We start from the raw sequence: 17,923 nt of genomic DNA, 5'->3' as shown, positions 1-17,923 counted from the left end.
TGACTTTGACCGCCTGCGATTGTCAATACCATTTATCTGGCATTGTATTAGACAAAGTGACTAAAAAGCCTATTCAAGATGTAGCAATAGGAAAAACAGATACAACTGATTTGGATAATCCTTTTAACAGGAAAACTATGACGGGAAAAAATGAAGACTATGAGGTTGATGGAATAGCGGGAACATGTGATGAAATTACTATGTATTTTAATAAAGAAGGATATGAACCAGAAAAGATAACTTTTCAAAATAACTCGATAGACACAATTTTACTTCAACCAATAACCAGGAAACAGACTACAATATTTGACTTTAACTGTGACTTTGAAATAATAAACCTTCAAAAATTAAATCAATATCCAGCTTCTGATCCTGATACAACCACATGCATCAACTGGAATTTGAATAAATTGGAAGTAAAAAAAAATATCCGGGAATCTCAAATAAGCGGACCGGAATGGCATTATATGTTTGGACACTATCCCTGTAGAATACATGGGAAAATACTTCAAGATTCGGTGGAATTTGAATATTCTATCAATAGTGGTGCATGGTTAACAATAAGTTTGTCCGATACGACCTTGCTTCTTGGAAGTTTCAAAGAAGAGAATAATAACTATTTCCAAGACACGGTTTGGTCAGAGGAAGAAATGTTATAGAAACTAGCGCCAGTATCACCTAGCTTCTTCTTTCGCGAAAATTGAGTACTTTAGCTTGCTCTTAGGCTTGTGCAATCGGAAAGTGATTCGCTTTGAAAGCCTGCACTGCGCTTATACTGAACGCTACGCATCAATAAAAAAACGATGAATATGAAAAAACTATTAATAGTAAGACTTGCTCTTTCTCTCATATTATTTCAATCAGCAGCGGCTAAAGATATCGCTGTAAAATCTCCCAATGGAAAAATAACTGTAACGGTTAAATTGGCAGAAGAAATAGCGTTTAGTATTAATTATAGGAAGCAGCCTCTATTAGAGAAAGGTATTATTTCATTAGCGCTTTTAAATGAGACATTGGGAGAGAACCCTAAATTGATTTCATCTAAAACACATACCATTGAAGAGGTACTTTATCCGGTTATACCTTTAAAAAACAGCGAATTAAGAAATCATAGCAATGTATTGAACTTACACTTTCAAAACGATTATCAGTTGGAATTCAGGGTTTTTGATGATGGAGTGAGTTATCGGTTTATTACAACAAAGCAAGATGAAATCATCGTTTTAAATGAAACTTCCAGCTACCAGTTAGCAGATAACTATAAAGCATATCTTTCAAAAACAGAACGCACCTTTAGTAATTACGAGCATATTTACGCACCCGTTTGGATACAAGACTTTACAAAAGAAGACTTAGCGGTACTTCCGTTGTTTTTGGATGCACAAAGAGCTAAGATGTTAATTGCAGAAGCTGATTTACACGATTATCCTGCCATGTTTCTGGAAGGTGGTGAAGGTAACACTATACAAGGTTGGTTTCCCAAATACCCGGAGGAAACAGCAGCACAGTCGGATAGACGCTTAAAAATAACTAAAGAAGCTAATTATATCGCTCAAACAAATGGCAGTAGAAGTTTCCCCTGGCGGGTGTTTGCTATTGCAGAACAAGATAAAGACATTGCTACCAATGATTTAGTTTACATTTTATCAAGTCCATCGCAATTTGACAATTTTGATTGGATAAAACCCGGACAAACTTCATGGGAATGGTGGCATGCCAGTAATATTTATGGTGTCGATTTTAAAGCCGGGTACAATACCGAAACCTATAAATATTATATTGACTTTGCATCAGATTATGGTTTGGCTTATGTGCTGATGGATGAAGGTTGGTCATTAAGCGTTTCTGATATCAGCAAACCCAACCCGGACATTGATTTAGACGAGCTGGTGAGATATGCAAAGGAAAAAAATGTAAAAATTATTCTATGGGCATCGTGGTTAGCTGTAGAAAATAATCCCGCTTTCATAGAACAGGTAAAAGAAATAGGAGCTGCTGGTGTAAAAATTGATTTTATGGACAGAAGTGACCAGTGGATGATGAATTACTACGAGCGCATTGCCAAAAAAGCTTTTGAAAATGAATTGCTGGTTGATTTTCATGGCTCAATAAGCCCACGGGGATTGAGGAGAACCTATCCTAATGTTATTTCATTTGAAGGTGTTACAGGAATGGAACAAAATAAGGGAGGCGGTCATGATACACCCAATAACCGTGTAATTCTACCTTTTACCAGAAATTTAGTAGGGCCGATGGACTATACCCCCGGAGCAGTAAAGTCAGTCCATCCAAAATATTGGCGTGCTAACTGGTATAATCCTATGAGTATTGGCACACGAGCGCATCAGGTGGCACTATTTGTGGTTTTTGAAAGCGGATTACAGATGCTGGCAGATAACCCTTCAGATTACTATAAAGAAAAGGAATACACGCAATTTATTACCGATGTGCCCACCACGTGGGATGAAACAGTTGTGCTTGGTGCCCAAATTGGTGAGTATTATGTTGTGGCTAAAAGAAAAGGCAATGAATGGTTTATAGGAGGAATCACCAATGATAAGAATAGGGATTTTGAAATAGATTTCTCTTTTCTGGATAAAGGAAAGGAGTTCTCGATGACCCTGTTCAAGGATGGGATTAATGCCGATAGCTATGCTACGGATTATAAAGTCATCAAGAAAAACATTCAGTTGGGTGACAAGATGCTGATAAAAATGGTAAAGAACGGTGGATTTGCTGCTAAACTAACCTCAAAATAAAAATGGCACATAATAACTAAGCATTCGTGTGGTTGGCATAGTCTATACCGCATCATCGGTAACCCAACATAACAATTATTACAAGTTAACTGAATAAACGAAGAAAATGGAGATATTGATAATAACAGGACCACCTTATTCTGGTAAGGGAACACAATGCGAAGTCTTGAAAACTCAACTAAGTTTTGAACATATATCAACAGGAGATAGATGCCGGTTAGAAAAACAAAATGAAACGGCAATCGGGAAAATAATGTCGAAATATGAAGAAAAAGGGGATTTGGTTCCTGATTCAATTATGAAAGAACTTTTTAGCCAAATACTTGATGAAAACAGAGCTAAAGAGGGAATAATTTTAGATGGTTATCCCAGGACTATTCCACAAGTCAATGATTTAATTGAACTGATAACTTCGAAACAACTGGCAATTGGAAAAGTATTGAATATTGATGTTCCGAAATTGGAGTTGTTGAAAAGAGCTAAAAAGAGAGCCGAAACTTCCGATCGGAAAGATGATAAAGACCCTCAAATCCATATAAAAAGAATTGAAGTCTTTGAGGAATCTACAAGACCTGCTATTGAGTATATGAAGTCGAAAATTAAGGTTTTGACTTTTGATGGGCTCGGGACGATAGATGAAATTACGGAACGAATAAATGCCAGCTTGTAGTTAATGACTATAGTAATTGCTTATTATCATCTATTCTACTAGAGGCGCCATGAGTGATAAACTACATGATTAAAATCTATATAATAATATTCTTAGGGCTAGCAAGTTTTCAAGCTGTATGTCAAAATGAAGTTGATGTGACTGAAGTAATGTGCTGGGGTCGAATTTGTGAATTAACAGAAAAGCAACTGAATAAATGCGGCCCCATTAAACTAGCATTTGCAACAAGCTCATCTGAAGCGGAACAGCTAGCCAACGAAGATATTGCAAATGGAACTATTTTTCTTCTTTTAGCTGGAGGAATTTCGCCTACAATAATAGCTACAGATGCAGCATTTGAACGGAAATATGATATTTACTTCAACGAATTTGGTTGCACCGGACCTGAATATGAATTAGTAACGGCTTACAATAGTGTGGTTTTCGAATATTTAACACAACAGTATGGAAAAGGATGGTACAAAGAAATTCGGAAAGATGTGGTTGGCCTGAAAGATTGGAAAAAGAAAGATTAACCTCGTACAAAGAATACCTTCTTAATTAGGTATATGAATAAAAGCCGACTATAATCTATATTTTATTCTGTCAATTTTTATTTTTCAGATACCTATTAATATTATATGAAACTCTTTAACAGTGAAAGTACCCCTCTTGTATCATATAGAAGCAACTTTCAAAAAACCTTCCCCTCCAAATTTAACCTAAAAACTACTACCTACTTATAGGTATTTTGCTGTGCTATTCGATGAAATATTTGGATTAGATGAAGGAATAACTTATGTTCAATGCTTTGGATACAGTAACCGATAGAAAGCTGTGAGTAAATGTTTGTAAGCGTTTACAGTAGTTTGAAGTCGGTTAGAGAAAAATATAAGGCAAGTATGTGTACCTCGGGTGCAGATATATAATGTTAGGGTCAATTCGTAGAAATCAAAAAATATGTGGACTGTAAAAAATGATAACTGGAATGACAAGCATACCTCATTAACCAAATACTTCCTAGAACTAGTAAAACAGCGGGTTGATTCAGGTGAACTAATTTCCAATAGACATAGAACTACCAATGGACATACACTACTCGCTGAAATTATTCTTGTCGCTTCGTTAGTACAGTCTAATCCTAAGTTTAAAAGTCGATTAACAAGTCTAATAAATGAGGCGAGAGATAAAAATCTCAGATCGAATATTGTCAATGACTTCATTTTAAAAAACTACTTTCCAGACATAGTTAAATATTTCAAGGATTTTGACATAAAGCGTCTTGACCACTCAAATTATTTTACAGACTTCTTACATAATTCACGTGTAAAGTATGAAAGGACGCTTAAACACTATTTCTCGTTTCTAACTGATGAAATAAAAGGAATTGATTACAAGAACGAAGAACAATTTGTAAGGAACTCTAAATCAATTAATACATTAGTCGACCTTCTAATCCCATATCTTCTTTATGTAGGATACTCTGCTACGAGCATAAGTGATTTAGCTTTTCGATATGTGTCAAGACAAGGTGGGGTTTCGGCAATAGAAAAATTTCTTAAAAACTTTGACACCAAAGACAGTGAATATAAATTTCTCTTCAAGGTTCCCTTACAAAGCCTTGAATTCAAATTCATGAAAGACAATTTGAATGAAGATAAAGTTAAAATTAAGCCGATCAATTTTGATAAAGTAAAGTCTAAAATTCTGCAAGATGGATTTGAGCCAAAACAAAATGAAGAACTGTTTGAGGTTACGACTGATGCAATGGATCCTCATAATTTCATTCGAGCAATCTATGACGTAGGTCTTAAAAGATTCGTAGCATCAAAGGAAAGAATGTCACTTTCATTTTTCAATCAGTTTTTTGATAATATTCTATGGAGATTTAGCAAGGCAAGTGAACATAAATATATAAAGAGCAGTATTTATATCGATCCAATTAATACTCCTTTCAGAGTCAACACCTTAAAACAAACTCTTTCGAGACTATCCAAGGAATATGACTTTGACTTTAACAAGGATTCTGAAATTCCACACATAGAAAGTCTATTTCAACCAATATATTTCTATCATCTGGCACTTGGTTCTAAATCAATTGAAAATTCCTTGTCATTATTATGGACTTCACTAGAAACCCTACTTCCATACAGGAACAAAAGTTCAGATATTGAAAATGTTAAGGTATTTGTTTCTAAGTCTCTCTCAATTGGATCACTAGGCAGGGATATAATGTCTCTTGCAGTGAGATTAATTGAAACAAATAAGGCAAATGAAAACAAGTTGTCCACTTTGGGAACTCCACAATTTGGATTTAAGCCATCAAATATTGTTGCATGGGCAAATTGGCTGACAACATCATTTGATAAAGAAAATGACCCTTTTTATTCAATAAAAGAATCTTCAAATTTACTATGTACTCAATTCTGTCATTTAAATGACGTCTACTCCGGAAAAATTTGGACTTGTTCGGATTTGCTTGAGAGAATTAAGGGATCTTCTAAATCAATTTCCTATCAACTTGATCGTATTTATTTGCACAGAAACCAAATTGTTCATTCAGGCAAGTTTATTAATGAATACTCTAATCTCTGGTCTAACCTAGAATGGTACGTAGGTAAACTACTTTCTTTAGCTGTATATAATCACTTGGTAGATAGGAATTATAACATTGAAAATATCTATCAAGAACTTGAAGGAGATTATGAACAAATAATGAATTTATTGGAGGTTAATCGTAATAAAAAGGTATCTGAAATTCAGCATCACTTCCCGATCCTTTTTGAACATTCTTGGCAGAGTTTTTAAAAAGACCCTAACAAATACTATCATCCATAAGCTTACTGAGCTATTTGCAAAGCCTGGTGGGATCAGATACTTTTATAGATAATTAGAAAGTCCAGCTTACGGATGATAGTTGGCCGTTATTAGAAAATATTTTCGTCAACCATCCCAAAAATTCGAAATTAAAAACCGTATAGCTTCTCTTTGTTGTTTATGAAATCAACCTATATTTTATCCATTATAATAATCTTATTTAGTTGCCAATCAGGTACTAAGGATCAAAATATTCAGACTGTTGAAGATGCTGGAAACTCAACTGTTTTCATTAAACGTTACGGTTCTCGAAGTGAATTAAAAGGAATAGATTCTGCCGTTCTAAAGGTTGCCGAGCTTGACAATTCAAAGCGCTATCAATATGTGCCATATGATAAACCAGATGCTAACATCACATACTATGAATTTAAGATATTAGAAAATGAAGATAGCTTGTATTTTTATGAGGCCCCTTGCCCTTTAATTGATACTGCGATTTATTCTGTAAACAATAAAGATTATAAGGTTTTAAAATATTATTATGATGTTGAAAATTCAGTTGATGAAGAATCTGTGATATATTTTACAGATAAATATGGAGTTTTAATTATTTTTAATGAAGGTTGGTATATTATGGAAGGCATATTTGATTATGATGAAATATCGAAGCAGTTAGCAAACATGATTCTAAGTGATTCTACTCAATCATTTCCTGTATGGGAAAGCAATGAGAATTAAATTTACTGTATCATTGATAATTATAATTCAATTATGATTCCACACCAAAAAGTGAAAAGTAAAGCAAAGTTTTGGGCCGTTACAGGATTGATAATTTCCTGGACGACCTTTTGGATGTTCCTGCTTTCACCTGTGGGATTAATAATATGGGTTGCTATTTTAATTTATCTGATTGTTAAGAAATCGCATTTAAAATGGTATGTCATTTTTTCTGCCTGGCTCTTTGTTCCAGGTTGTAGCTTCTTGACAAGTTCTGCCAGCTATTTTGCAGGCAATGCTTCACTACAAGGAATTGGTGGTCCAGCGATTTTTCATGGTGTAGATAGAGAGACTCGTGTAGCTTCAACATCTTCAGGATGCCTCTTCGTAGGTTACGAACCATTTGTATTCCCTGCTAACAATGCGGCAATCCGGTTTTGGACAGGTATTTTCGGTTACCAAAGAGGTGCTTATACTGGAGCTTTTCCGACAGAGGAAGAAGCTAAAAAACTACTAGAGAATGCTGCGATAATAGATGTAAAACAAAAGGGGGGATATTACGACTTTGCTTTAACAGAAACAGCGGTTCAACTCGATACAGCTGACTTTTACAGGTCTGATTATTATGCAGCGCCTCTAGACAAGGTAGCAGTAAGAGCCTTGGATAAAGAATGCTTCCTTTTTCAACGGATTGATTTAGAGGGGATTGGGTATGGGCCAATTTGCATAGTGGACATAGAGAATAAGAAACTTTTAACACGATATCTTGACCATTATTAATAAAAGTATGGATTGCATATATGTAAGCTCTAATAATAGGCATTACAAACAAATGACCCCTCATTAGGCTTCTGGTCAGCCAGACTTCAAATAAATATTTATCTCGAAAGCCATAATCTCTTTAAAAAGGAGGACTATTGATAAATACTCCAAGGTTGGAAAACCTGAGAAACTTTGCTCGAGAAAGCGGGCGGGAGGACAAAAAGGCGGGGAGTGCGCTGAATTGTAGCGAGGAAGTCCGTCAGCTGACGGATCTTGATTTTTTGTCGACCAGCCCGCTCGCTTTTAGCCCGCATTATATAGTTTTTAAACTTTGCAGAATATATGAAGAGCTCTGAAGTTAATTAAGCATGCAGATTCATTTTAAAGTAATTGGCGTTCTACTTATCATGTTGGCTTTTGTGCATGTCATCTTTCCGCGGTACTTCAACTGGAAAATGGAGCTGAAAAACCTGAGCTTAATCAATCGGCAAATGATGACGGTGCACACCTTCTTTGTTGCCCTGGTTGTTTTTCTGATGGGTCTGCTTTGCCTTAGCTCTTCTGCGGAATTGGTCGAAACACCATTAGGTAAGACTATTTCTCTGGGATTTGCTATTTTTTGGTCGCTACGGCTTTTTATACAGTTCTTTGGCTACTCCGGGGAGCTGTGGAGGGGCAAGCCTTTTGAAACGTTCGTGCACATTGTTTTTACCGGATTATGGAGTTACCTAAGCACAGTCTTTTGGCTGAATTATTTGGGGTAGGTGAAAAAATGTAGAGGCGCGATTCATTGCACCTCTACATTTTTTTATATTGGTACTACAAAAACCCAAAACCATGTCCCAAAAATTCCAAAACAAATACCGTATAGCCTCTGCCAGATTAAAGAATTGGGATTATGGTTCGAATGCTGCCTATTTTGTAACCATCTGCACCAAAAACAGGGAATGTTTTTTCGGTGAAATCCAAAATGGTGAAATGATATTGAATGATGTGGGTAGGATTGCAAATGATTGCTGGTGGCAGATACCTGAACATTTTCCATTCGTAAAATTGGGAAACCATATTATTATGCCGAATCACGTTCATGGCATTGTCGTGATTGATAAACCTACCGATGACCGCAACGATATACGAATGATAGAGACGCAAAATTTTGCGTCTCTACGCACCCCACAAACCGGCAACCGTTTCGGCCCACAATCGAAAAATTTGGCATCTATAATTAGGGGATTTAAATCAGGCGTTACAATGGGTGCACGATCCATCAACCCTGATTTTGCATGGCAGGCTCGGTATCATGATCATATCATTCGTGATGATCAATCATTTCATCGCATATCTGATTACATTAAAAACAACCCAAAAAATTGGCAGGGTGATAGGTTTTGTAAATTGTAGAGACGCAAAATTTTGCGTCTCTACAATTTATTTCCCTAATCGCACCACATCCTCCAAAATCATATACAAACAAGGCACGATTACCAGAATGATGGCGGTGGCGAAAACAATCCCAAAACCCAGGGATATTGCCATAGGAATCAGATTGTTGGCCTGGTTACTGGTCTCTAATATGATAGGGGCCAGGCCTCCAAAGGTTGTGAGCGTAGTAATCATAATCGGGCGGAATCTTCGGGTGCCCGCCTCATGAATTGCCTGAAACACAGGTTGATCTTTCCGCTGTTTATTGGCATAATCTATCATAATCAGCGAATCATTTACCACCACACCGGAAAGCGCAATAATCCCCATCAGACTCACCAGGGAAAGATCATAGCCCAGGATGATGTGGCCAATTACAGCACCCACCACACCAAAAGGAATGGCAGAAAGCACGATAATAGGCTGTAAATAATTACTGAAGGCAATAGCCAGCAAAGCATAAATGAGCAACATAGCCAATGCAAAACCACCGGAAAGGCTGGCGGTCGACTCCCGCATGTCCGACTGACCACCTTCAAAGCTCCAGCTGATACCGGGATAATCCGCTTTGAGCTTGGGCAATTCCGTATCGTTTAAAGAAGCCAATATTTGCGTAACGGCACTTGCAGGCTCAGCATCCATGCTGACAGTCACCACCCTACGGCCATTTCTGCGGTTGATGGAGGTGAAGGCTTCCCTCTCTTCCACAGTTACCACATCGTAGAGAGGTACTTCTGTGCTGTCCGGTGTGCGAACCACAAAATCTTCCAGATTGTAAAAATCACGCCTTTCTTCCAATGGCAGCTTCACCCGGATTTCCACTTCATTGTTGCCCCGCAATTGCCTCATGGCCAGCGCACCAAAAAAAGCATTCCGTACCTGTTGGCCGACATCGGTGGAGGTTAAGCCGAGCAATCTTCCTTCCGGCAGCAGATGGAAATCCAGCTGCGTTTTTCCCTTATCGTAGTTGTCGTTTACATCGCGCGTATTTTCATAGTTTTGCACCCTTTTCAGAAATACCTGGCTGGCTTCTTCCAGCACATCAATATCTGAGTGAGAGAGGTCTACACTAATATCCTGCTGGTAACCGCCCGGCCCACGTTCTGCTTCAAAAGTAATTTGGTCAACGCCTTCAATCTCGCCCATTTCATCACGCCATAATTCAATGACTTCATTGGCGGTCATGTCCCTTTCAGTGGGTGGCTTCATCACTATTTCCACATCAATAAAGTTCTGGTTCCGCACATTGGTTTTAATGCCTTCCGCCACTTCGTAGAGGTTGTGCTTATCAAACATCTCAAAGCTGGATTGCGTAATTTGCCGGGCAATTCTAGCTGCCTGCTCAGGCGTGGTGCTTACGGGAAGACTCACTCCGGCTTCTATTTCATCAGCTGCAACCTCGGGCATTAATACTATACCCATGTGATCGCTCAATCCATAGCCTCCCACTATCAATAAAAGTGCAATGGCAATGCTGAGGGTGATGTAGCGGAATTCAAGGCAGCGTTTGAGGAAGGGATTATAGTACTTATTGACAAAGCCCTCGAAGGATTTCGCTACCTTTTGCTGCAGGTTTTCGAAGCGTTCTACAAATTGAGACTTTTTCTTCTTCTTCTTTTTGCTATGCCCCAGGTGGCTTGGGAGAATAAACAAAGCTTCAAATAATGAAATAGTCAAAACAATAATCACTACTGCCGGAAGTGGCCACCAGAATTTGCCCGTAGTGCCGGGAATGAAAAGCAATGGTACAAAAGCGATAATGTTAGTGAGAATACTAAACACTACCGGCTTGGCGATATCACGCGTTCCTTTAATAGCCGCCTTTAGCGGAGACATCCCCTGTTGTCGGTATTCGTGGATATTTTCACCCACTACCACGGCATCATCTACTACAATGCCCAGCACCACCAGGAAGCCAAACATGGAAATCATGTTAATGCTGATGTCCACCAATGGTAAAAATAAAATTCCCCCGATAAAAGAAATGGCCATTCCCAGCATTACCCAAAAAGCTAATTTATACTCCAGGAAAAGGGTGAGGATGAAGAGCACTATGAAAATGGCGATAATACCGTTTTCAGTAAGCAAAGAAAGCCGCTCCTGGTAATCTTCAGCTGTATTGCTGTCAATTCTCCATTTCACACTGGGTGGAAGGGAAGCTTTGAAGCTATTCATGGTATTTTTCACAGCATCAGCTATTTCCAGTGGAGATTGATTACCGATTCTGTAAATAGTGAGGTCTACTGAATTTTGCTGGTTGAACTGTCCGTGGAAACCAATTTCTTCAAATCCGTCTGTTATTTCGGCTATATCCCCCAGCGTAACCACCGCCCCGGAAGAGCCTGTAACAAGCCTTATTTTACTATATTCATCTGCCCACTGCTTCCGCTCTTTCATGCGAAGCAAAATTTCACCTGTATTGGTTTCTACTGCTCCTGCAGGTACATCCTCACTGCTTTGCTGAATAATATTGGCTACATCGCCTAAAGTAAGGTTATACTCCCTAAGCTTATAGCGGGGGATTTCAACATGCGTCACAAATTCTGGTACATTACCTATTTCTACCTGGGTGATGGATTCGTTGTTGAGCAGTTGATCGCGCAATTGTTCAGCCAATACACGTAGGGTCCAGATATCTTCATCTCCATATAAACCAATTTCTATCACAGAGCGCTGGCGTGATTGTAGCCGCACTTCGGGTTCTTCAATCTCATCGGGGAAAGTTCTAATCCGTGCCACGGCCTGGTCAATTTCCTGAAAAGCACTGATCCGATCGGTGCCCGCCACCAATTCAATGCTTACTGTTCCGGAACCTTCTTCGGCTGTGGAGACTACTTCTTTTATTCCCTGAATACCTCGAACGGCCTCTTCCACAGGCAGTAAAATACCTTGCTCAACTTCGGCAGGAGCTGCTCCTGGGTACACTACAAAAATTTCCACTATGTCCAGCTGAAACTGAGGATACACTTCCTTTTGCACGCTGTACATGGTATAGCCACCACCGGCAATAAAAAGAATCATTAGCAGATTGGCTATAATCGGATTTTTAGCCATGTAGGCAATAGGGCCCTTGCTGTTTTTCAGTTCCTCTATTTCATTATTTTTAGTTGAGTTACTCATGACACTCCCTGTTTTCCATTTTGCCACTCTCGGTATCCTCTTCTTGCTTTAGTCGCAATGGCACATCGTTTGCCACAGTGGCCAGGCTGGTAGTTACCACGCTGTCCTGATCGTTCAGCCCCGATGAAATGTAGGCATAGCGTGCATCCTGTAGCATTATCTCCACTTCATTAATGCGGAGCTTGTTGTTTTTCATCACCCAGACAGTCTCATTCTTCCTCACAAAATCCCTGTTGAGCCTTACCACATCTTTAATTTCTTCAGCTTCTATATTAACTTCCACAAAAGCATTAATCAGCATGGAAGGCTTTCCTTCATTTTCCGGCTGTAGTGCCAATGGGTCGGACACTGAAACAATAAGCCGAGCCATCCGGGTTTGATTTTCCAAAGCACCTATCAACTCCCGTAGGTTACCGATTCGGTAGCTACCTTTTTTCCATGCTTTGGTGTCCAGAATTTTTACTGAGGATCCATTAGAAGTTTCATTGGCTGCAAATTTTAGCCAGGGAAGTTTAGAAACCGGTAAGCTCACCACCACCCAATATTCATCAGTGGAAACAATTCGGCCGAGGTTGTCACCTATAGCCACCTGAGACCCCTGGTTTACATTTCTCGTAATAATTTGGCCATTAAACGGGGCTTTGATGGTGGTTCGTTGTAAATTTAAGCGTGCCTGGTTAACTGAAGCCTGGGCTGCCTTGTAGCTGGCTTTTACTGCATTTAGTTGGGGTTCACGCAAAACAAGTCTTTCATCCATACTTGCCATAGTGTCACCTATTAGCTGGTAGTCCTGCCGGGCAATATCCTGCCGACCCTGCTCAATAGTTAAATCAGACTGAGCCTGCATCAGTTCACTTTGCCTTAACTGAAGTGTGTTTCGGTAATCAGCGGGATCGATTTGTAAAAGCATTTCACCTTTTTTTACTGTGGTTCCTGGTGTAAATTGATCTGCCCTGCGAACTATTTCACCGCTTACCCTTGGGCTTAGCATCACATCTTCAGCGGGTTGAACATTTCCTGTTGCTTCAAAAATGGGTGAGAAGTTTCCACGTTGTACAGTCTCAATATCAACCAGCATGGCAGTTTCTTTGGTAGCGCCTGATTTGGACGCACTGGGTTCAGTCATGAAGATGATCAATGTAACTGCGGTGGCAGCCACTAAAATGATCACAGATATAATGATGGTTTTCTTCTTGCTCATGCTTTTTTCCTCTTTATCCGCTGCCATATCCCTCTTTTAATTGACTGGTTCTTCTTCAGTTTCGCCTCTTATTTCAAACCCTCCGGCCAGTGCGCGATACAAAGAAATTCTGAATTCCAGCAGGTTTAGCCTTGCTGTGATTAAATCCCTTCGTAATTGCTGTTCCTGATTAAGAGCAGTTAGCACCGCCAGGTAATCACTTAACCCATTAAAATATTCTACTCTTAATTGCCTGCTTACCTTATCTGCCAGCTTCACTTGTTGCGTTAAGGCTTCAATAATTTCTTTCTGCTTGTTTTCCTGAACCAGTGCATCTTCTACTTCCCGAAATGCCACTAAAACAGTTTGTCCGTACTCATAAAATCGTTGGTCTTTCACTGCTTCGGTTCTGTCCACTTCTGCACTTAATTGCCCTCCGTAAAAAATAGGAGCCAGCAGGTTGCCCGCCAGGGAATAGGCATAGTTATCAAACAGGTTTTGAAAATTATTGGAGCGAAAAGATAAGTTAGTATTTAAAGTCAGTCGGGGATATTGATTACTGATGGCCGCTGCCAGCTCGCGGTCTGCTGCTTTTAATGCACTGAAAGATGCCTGTACATCCGGTCTGCGTGTGATCAATTCTGCAGGTATACCAGTTTGAGGCAAAGGGGGCAGACTAGGTAATGAGTCTAATTCCGGTTCTTGAATATTTTGAGGAGTTTCCCCTAACAGAACAGCTAACTGATTTTTGAGCAAGGCCAATAGTGTTTCTACTGCATATTGCTGTTGTAATGTTGATTCCACCAATTGCTGTTGTCTTAAAATATCCACAGCCCTGATTTGGCCACTGCCAAAGCGCGCGCGGATCAGTTTTAAAATTTTCTGATTTGTTTCCGCCTGCTGCTGCAAAATCTGCAATTGAACTGCGGCGGCTTCCAATCTGTACCAAATAGTGGTTATTTCAGCTGATAGTGATATTGCCGCTGCTTTCATATCATTATAAGCAGCTGTGGCACGGTATTCTTCAGCATCTATTTGCGCACGTATTCTTCCCCATAAATCCACTTCATAGCTTGCCCTTAAACCGAACTGTACATTTTCACCTCCCACAAAATCCGGCTCCGGCCTACTGAAAGCACTTTGCACAAAACCACTTACCTGAGGAAAAAGACTGGATGATTCCCTATCAACAACAGCTTGAGCAGCTTCATATCTTTTTAAAGCAGTTATTAAATTCAGGTTGGAATCCAATGCCTGTCTGACTATTTCATTGAGTGTAGAATCTTCAAAACTTAACCACCATTTTTCAGGCAATTCCATCGTTCCACTATGAGAGAAAGTTTCGGGAGTTTCAAAAGGTAAGTCACTTTGAACTGTTTTAGTGGCACAGCTCCAGACAAAAAGAGCAATTGTAAGGCAAAGGAAATTGAAAGACCCTTTTAAAAAGTATTTTCTCTGAGAGATATTAAAAAGTAAGCTTCTGAGGGATTTAATTTTCATTTTTTCCTTTTAGGATAGTGAATTTTAAAGTCTACCTTATTTATTAACAGCGATTTAGCAATGATGTTTCAATTTATTATCAGAACGGGCTGCGTAATATCTACCTTGGTTGGATTCCGAAGGAGACAGAACCTCTTCGGATAATTTTATATTTCAATAATGACTCTTTCTCTCCCTTTTGTATTAATACAGCGTGCTAATTGTTACCATATTGTTAATAAAAATCATATTTGTTAACATATAATTAATATTAGAATCAGAAGAAAAGGTGAACCTAATTTTGGAATTACGTTATAGCTTTTGTGAGTTATTAATAGTAACCATTGGGTTTCAGTTCTGCTAAGGCTGTTTTAAAATAGATAATATTTGAAATGGCTCTCTCTGTAGAATTTAAAATAAACTGTCTTTCTGAATATACTTTTTAGCTCTCCTAAACCGAATGCGAATGAAGAATTTTACTACTGTTATTTATATAATTTCTGTTTCACTGTGTTTTCTCTCCGGATGTAATCTGGTAGAATTTAACCCTAATGAAATCAGGTTAGATGAGGAGGAAAAGGATCTGAATAGTAAGGCTATTACAAAGATTCAGTCAGCTGGAAAAAGAGATACGCTTACTTTTGTTTTCATGGGAGATACACAACGCTTCTATGATGAAACAGACGAATTTGTTGAAAGTGTGAATGGGCTTGCTTACCCCATAGATTTTGTAATTCATGCAGGAGATATAGCTGATTTTGGATTAGCAGCTGAGTTTAAATGGGTTCATAATTCCATGAAGAAGCTGAAAGTTCCTTATCTGGCAGTAATAGGGAATCATGATTTGGTGGCAAATGGACCTATAATATACAGGAAGATGTATGGTGAATTTGATTTTGTTTTTGATATAGACGATTACCGTTTTATTTTCTTTAATTCAAATTCCAGAGAGTACAATTTTGCAGGAAAGGTGCCTGATTTAGAGTGGATTGAACGTCAGCTGGAGGAAACTCCGGCAGACAAAAAAATCTTTTTAGTATCCCATGTTCCTCCCTTCAGCAGTGATTTCGATAGTTCATTGGAAGAAGATTATACGCAGTTAGTAGCAGGTAATCCTTCTGTTTTAGCTTCGTTGCATGGGCACGAACATAGCTTTAACAATATTGTAGAAAAAGGAGTACGCTATTTTATTACTGCCAGTGTTACCAACAGAGGATATGCTTTATTTAGGGTGTCTGCCAATGCTTTAGATGTTCAACAAATCCGCTATTGAAAACCATGAAAAGGACGATTATATTTTCACTAATTTTATTGATTCTTGGACAAGGTACATTGGCTCAGGAGGTGCAGGATAAAGAAAAATCATGGTATCTTCCGGATTATGCCAAACTACAATATGCCGGGGCTATTGGTTTTTTGTCAGCCGGAGCAGGTTATTCCCAGTTTGATGGCAAAATGGAAACGGAGCTAATGCTAGGCTTTTTACCTGAGCGTATTGGGGGCGATAATCTTACTTCACTCACACTTAAAAGCCAGTTTTTACCATGGACGGTCAATTTAAAAATAGATAAATATGACTTATTGCCCTTGTATTTAGGAGCTTATGCAAGCTATACTTTTGGTGATCAGTTCTATGTTTTTACTCCTGAGCGCTACCCCCGATGGTATTATGGCTGGCCTACTGCTTTAAGATTAGGCATTTTCGCAGGAAGTAGATTACGTATTCATCTGCCGGAGATGGATATAATTAAGTCAGTAGATTTCTTTTATGAAGTAGGCTCTTACGATCTGAAATTAGCTAGTTATATACAAAATTTAGAAGCACTTTCCCTTTTGGATGTCATAAATATTGCAGCAGGCATCAAGATTGAATTTTAGAGCCGGCCCCATATTTCCTTGAGTGTTGTAGGTGCTCTTCCTTCTGGCCTGAATTTGATGTTAAGTCTGGGATGAATAAATATACCAGGTTATTATCCTAATTAATTCAACATAGGTTTCTAGGCATAAACTTCTATTTTTTACTATCTTCGGCCTTTGAAAAATTCATCATCATTCAGCAGAAAGTAATTACCTGTTACATTTTTTAGTCAATGAAAACGTTCATCATCGGTAGAATCAGAAGTTTTAAATATGCCATAAAAGGAATGCTGATTTTACTTTCCACAGAACATGCTATTATTACACAATCACTGATTGCTTTAGTAGTAACAGGGGCAGGTATTTACTTTAATATCAGCCGATTTGAATGGATTGCCCAGATTTTTGCTATTGGATTTGTCTTAGCCATTGAAGGATTAAACACTGCTGTTGAAAAGCTTTGCGATTTTATTCATCCTAAATTCCATAATAAGATTGGCTTTATAAAAGATGTTTCTGCCGGAGCTGTGGCGTTTGCAGCAACTTTTGCAATTATTATAGCTGTATTTATTTACTACCCTTATTTTATTTAATTTTTCCCTAATCTCTCTACCTTCCTTGCATCCGGGTAGGTATAAGCAATGTACTTGAATGCTTGTTCTAAATAAACAGGCTAAAGCTTCTGCAAAAAAAATGCGTTGAGAAAAATCAAGACATAAAAAAAAGCCCCTGCCAGTGAAATAGAGTGAAGAAGATTCTACTTTAAAGGGGCTTTAATAGTGACCTAAACTGATGCAAAGATGTGGACTTCCTTTTTACTATTTATCTCTCATAGATGGTGAAATTGTGAAGTTTATATTACCAGAATATTAGGTGTTGTTTTTACAGAAATGCAGGTTTTTCAGGTGAAGTGTTAAAGAAAACACTAATGGAACATTGTCTTGGGTTGAAGTGGATTTTTGGTCTTTTTTTTACCCTAAAGCTTAATAATTATGGTTTTTTTAGTTCATTAAGATCTTTTACTCAACAGGGTGCTTTACTTTTTTTCCGAAAAGAATGAAAGTCAGAAGGGTCAGTCCTGCCACCGCTCTACGCGGTTTGACAGCTCTTAGATATCAATAACTCAGTGTTGAAGTTTTTGTTTTTTTGGTAATAAGGGGT

Annotated in this window: 15 protein-coding genes; 12 read left to right on the top strand and 3 right to left on the bottom strand. The window is 38.5% G+C overall.

The window, feature by feature from the left end:
- Positions 1-56 precede the first annotated feature (56 nt).
- The 9 genes from IEV85_RS04170 (at position 57) to IEV85_RS04130 (ending at position 9,105) form a co-directional block, all read left to right on the top strand.
- Positions 57-659, top strand: a complete 603-nt coding sequence (locus IEV85_RS04170) for a hypothetical protein (RefSeq protein WP_229712499.1) — start codon at positions 57-59, stop codon at positions 657-659.
- Positions 660-809: 150 nt separating this feature from the next.
- Positions 810-2,759 carry a glycoside hydrolase family 97 catalytic domain-containing protein gene (locus tag IEV85_RS04165; RefSeq protein WP_188460539.1) on the top strand — a complete coding sequence of 650 codons (1,950 nt, stop codon included), beginning with the start codon at positions 810-812 and terminating at the stop codon, positions 2,757-2,759.
- 106 nt (positions 2,760-2,865) lie between these two features.
- The gene (locus IEV85_RS04160; protein ID WP_188460538.1) at positions 2,866-3,429 is read left to right on the top strand and encodes an adenylate kinase family protein; all 564 of its coding nucleotides are present in this window, start codon (positions 2,866-2,868) and stop codon (positions 3,427-3,429) included.
- Positions 3,430-3,494: 65 nt separating this feature from the next.
- Positions 3,495-3,944, top strand: a complete 450-nt coding sequence (locus IEV85_RS04155; protein WP_188460537.1) for an FEKKY domain-containing protein — start codon at positions 3,495-3,497, stop codon at positions 3,942-3,944.
- A gap of 424 nt (positions 3,945-4,368) precedes the next feature.
- The gene (locus tag IEV85_RS04150; RefSeq protein ID WP_188460536.1) at positions 4,369-6,216 is read left to right on the top strand and encodes a hypothetical protein; all 1,848 of its coding nucleotides are present in this window, start codon (positions 4,369-4,371) and stop codon (positions 6,214-6,216) included.
- Positions 6,217-6,405: 189 nt separating this feature from the next.
- Positions 6,406-6,963, top strand: a complete 558-nt coding sequence (locus IEV85_RS04145) for a hypothetical protein (RefSeq protein ID WP_188460535.1) — start codon at positions 6,406-6,408, stop codon at positions 6,961-6,963.
- Positions 6,964-7,014: 51 nt separating this feature from the next.
- On the top strand, positions 7,015-7,722 hold the full coding sequence (locus tag IEV85_RS04140) for a hypothetical protein (RefSeq protein ID WP_229712498.1): 708 nt from the start codon (positions 7,015-7,017) through the stop codon (positions 7,720-7,722).
- A 350-nt stretch (positions 7,723-8,072) separates the two neighbouring features.
- Complete coding sequence (locus IEV85_RS04135) at positions 8,073-8,468, top strand: hypothetical protein (protein ID WP_188460533.1); 396 nt, start codon at positions 8,073-8,075, stop codon at positions 8,466-8,468.
- A gap of 73 nt (positions 8,469-8,541) precedes the next feature.
- The gene (locus tag IEV85_RS04130) at positions 8,542-9,105 is read left to right on the top strand and encodes a transposase (RefSeq protein WP_188460532.1); all 564 of its coding nucleotides are present in this window, start codon (positions 8,542-8,544) and stop codon (positions 9,103-9,105) included.
- 27 nt (positions 9,106-9,132) lie between these two features.
- Here IEV85_RS04130 and IEV85_RS04125 read toward each other — a convergent pair whose 3' ends face one another.
- From IEV85_RS04125 to IEV85_RS04115, 3 genes are read right to left on the bottom strand one after another with little or no spacing between them, the layout of a single operon-like run.
- A complete protein-coding gene (locus IEV85_RS04125) occupies positions 9,133-12,246 on the bottom strand; it encodes an efflux RND transporter permease subunit (protein WP_188460531.1) in 3,114 nt (1,037 codons plus the stop codon).
- Positions 12,239-13,474, bottom strand: coding sequence for an efflux RND transporter periplasmic adaptor subunit (locus IEV85_RS04120; RefSeq protein WP_229712497.1), 1,236 nt, complete (start codon positions 13,472-13,474; stop codon positions 12,239-12,241). Before IEV85_RS04120 ends, IEV85_RS04125 begins: the two co-directional genes overlap by 8 nt.
- Before the next feature lie 9 nt (positions 13,475-13,483).
- The gene (locus IEV85_RS04115; RefSeq protein ID WP_188460530.1) at positions 13,484-14,926 is read right to left on the bottom strand and encodes an efflux transporter outer membrane subunit; all 1,443 of its coding nucleotides are present in this window, start codon (positions 14,924-14,926) and stop codon (positions 13,484-13,486) included.
- A 445-nt stretch (positions 14,927-15,371) separates the two neighbouring features.
- Here IEV85_RS04115 and IEV85_RS04110 point away from each other — a divergent pair, with 445 nt between their 5' ends.
- From IEV85_RS04110 to IEV85_RS04100, 3 genes are all read left to right on the top strand, one after another.
- Entirely contained in the window at positions 15,372-16,178 is an 807-nt protein-coding gene (locus IEV85_RS04110; protein ID WP_229712496.1) for a metallophosphoesterase family protein, read from the top strand.
- 5 nt (positions 16,179-16,183) lie between these two features.
- The gene (locus IEV85_RS04105) at positions 16,184-16,783 is read left to right on the top strand and encodes a hypothetical protein (protein WP_188460529.1); all 600 of its coding nucleotides are present in this window, start codon (positions 16,184-16,186) and stop codon (positions 16,781-16,783) included.
- 212 nt (positions 16,784-16,995) lie between these two features.
- On the top strand, positions 16,996-17,355 hold the full coding sequence (locus IEV85_RS04100; protein WP_188460528.1) for a diacylglycerol kinase: 360 nt from the start codon (positions 16,996-16,998) through the stop codon (positions 17,353-17,355).
- Positions 17,356-17,923: the final 568 nt, after the last annotated feature.

Origin of the sequence: Marivirga lumbricoides (assembly GCF_014636295.1) — a bacterium.
GTDB classification, from domain to species: Bacteria; Bacteroidota; Bacteroidia; order Cytophagales; family Cyclobacteriaceae; genus Marivirga; species Marivirga lumbricoides.
The sequence above is the reverse complement of the archived record's forward strand: the minus strand, read 5'-3'. Positions and strand labels throughout refer to the sequence as shown.

Coding starts and splice junctions, on each gene's coding strand:
- IEV85_RS04125 (WP_188460531.1), bottom strand. CDS start 12,246: ATGAGTAACTCAACTAAAAATAATGAAATAGAGGAACTGAAAAACAGC.
- IEV85_RS04145 (WP_188460535.1), top strand. CDS start 6,406: ATGAAATCAACCTATATTTTATCCATTATAATAATCTTATTTAGTTGC.
- IEV85_RS04110 (WP_229712496.1), top strand. CDS start 15,372: ATGAAGAATTTTACTACTGTTATTTATATAATTTCTGTTTCACTGTGT.
- IEV85_RS04150 (WP_188460536.1), top strand. CDS start 4,369: ATGTGGACTGTAAAAAATGATAACTGGAATGACAAGCATACCTCATTA.
- IEV85_RS04100 (WP_188460528.1), top strand. CDS start 16,996: ATGAAAACGTTCATCATCGGTAGAATCAGAAGTTTTAAATATGCCATA.
- IEV85_RS04135 (WP_188460533.1), top strand. CDS start 8,073: ATGCAGATTCATTTTAAAGTAATTGGCGTTCTACTTATCATGTTGGCT.
- IEV85_RS04160 (WP_188460538.1), top strand. CDS start 2,866: ATGGAGATATTGATAATAACAGGACCACCTTATTCTGGTAAGGGAACA.
- IEV85_RS04155 (WP_188460537.1), top strand. CDS start 3,495: ATGATTAAAATCTATATAATAATATTCTTAGGGCTAGCAAGTTTTCAA.
- IEV85_RS04120 (WP_229712497.1), bottom strand. CDS start 13,474: ATGGCAGCGGATAAAGAGGAAAAAAGCATGAGCAAGAAGAAAACCATC.
- IEV85_RS04165 (WP_188460539.1), top strand. CDS start 810: ATGAAAAAACTATTAATAGTAAGACTTGCTCTTTCTCTCATATTATTT.
- IEV85_RS04105 (WP_188460529.1), top strand. CDS start 16,184: ATGAAAAGGACGATTATATTTTCACTAATTTTATTGATTCTTGGACAA.
- IEV85_RS04115 (WP_188460530.1), bottom strand. CDS start 14,926: ATGAAAATTAAATCCCTCAGAAGCTTACTTTTTAATATCTCTCAGAGA.
- IEV85_RS04130 (WP_188460532.1), top strand. CDS start 8,542: ATGTCCCAAAAATTCCAAAACAAATACCGTATAGCCTCTGCCAGATTA.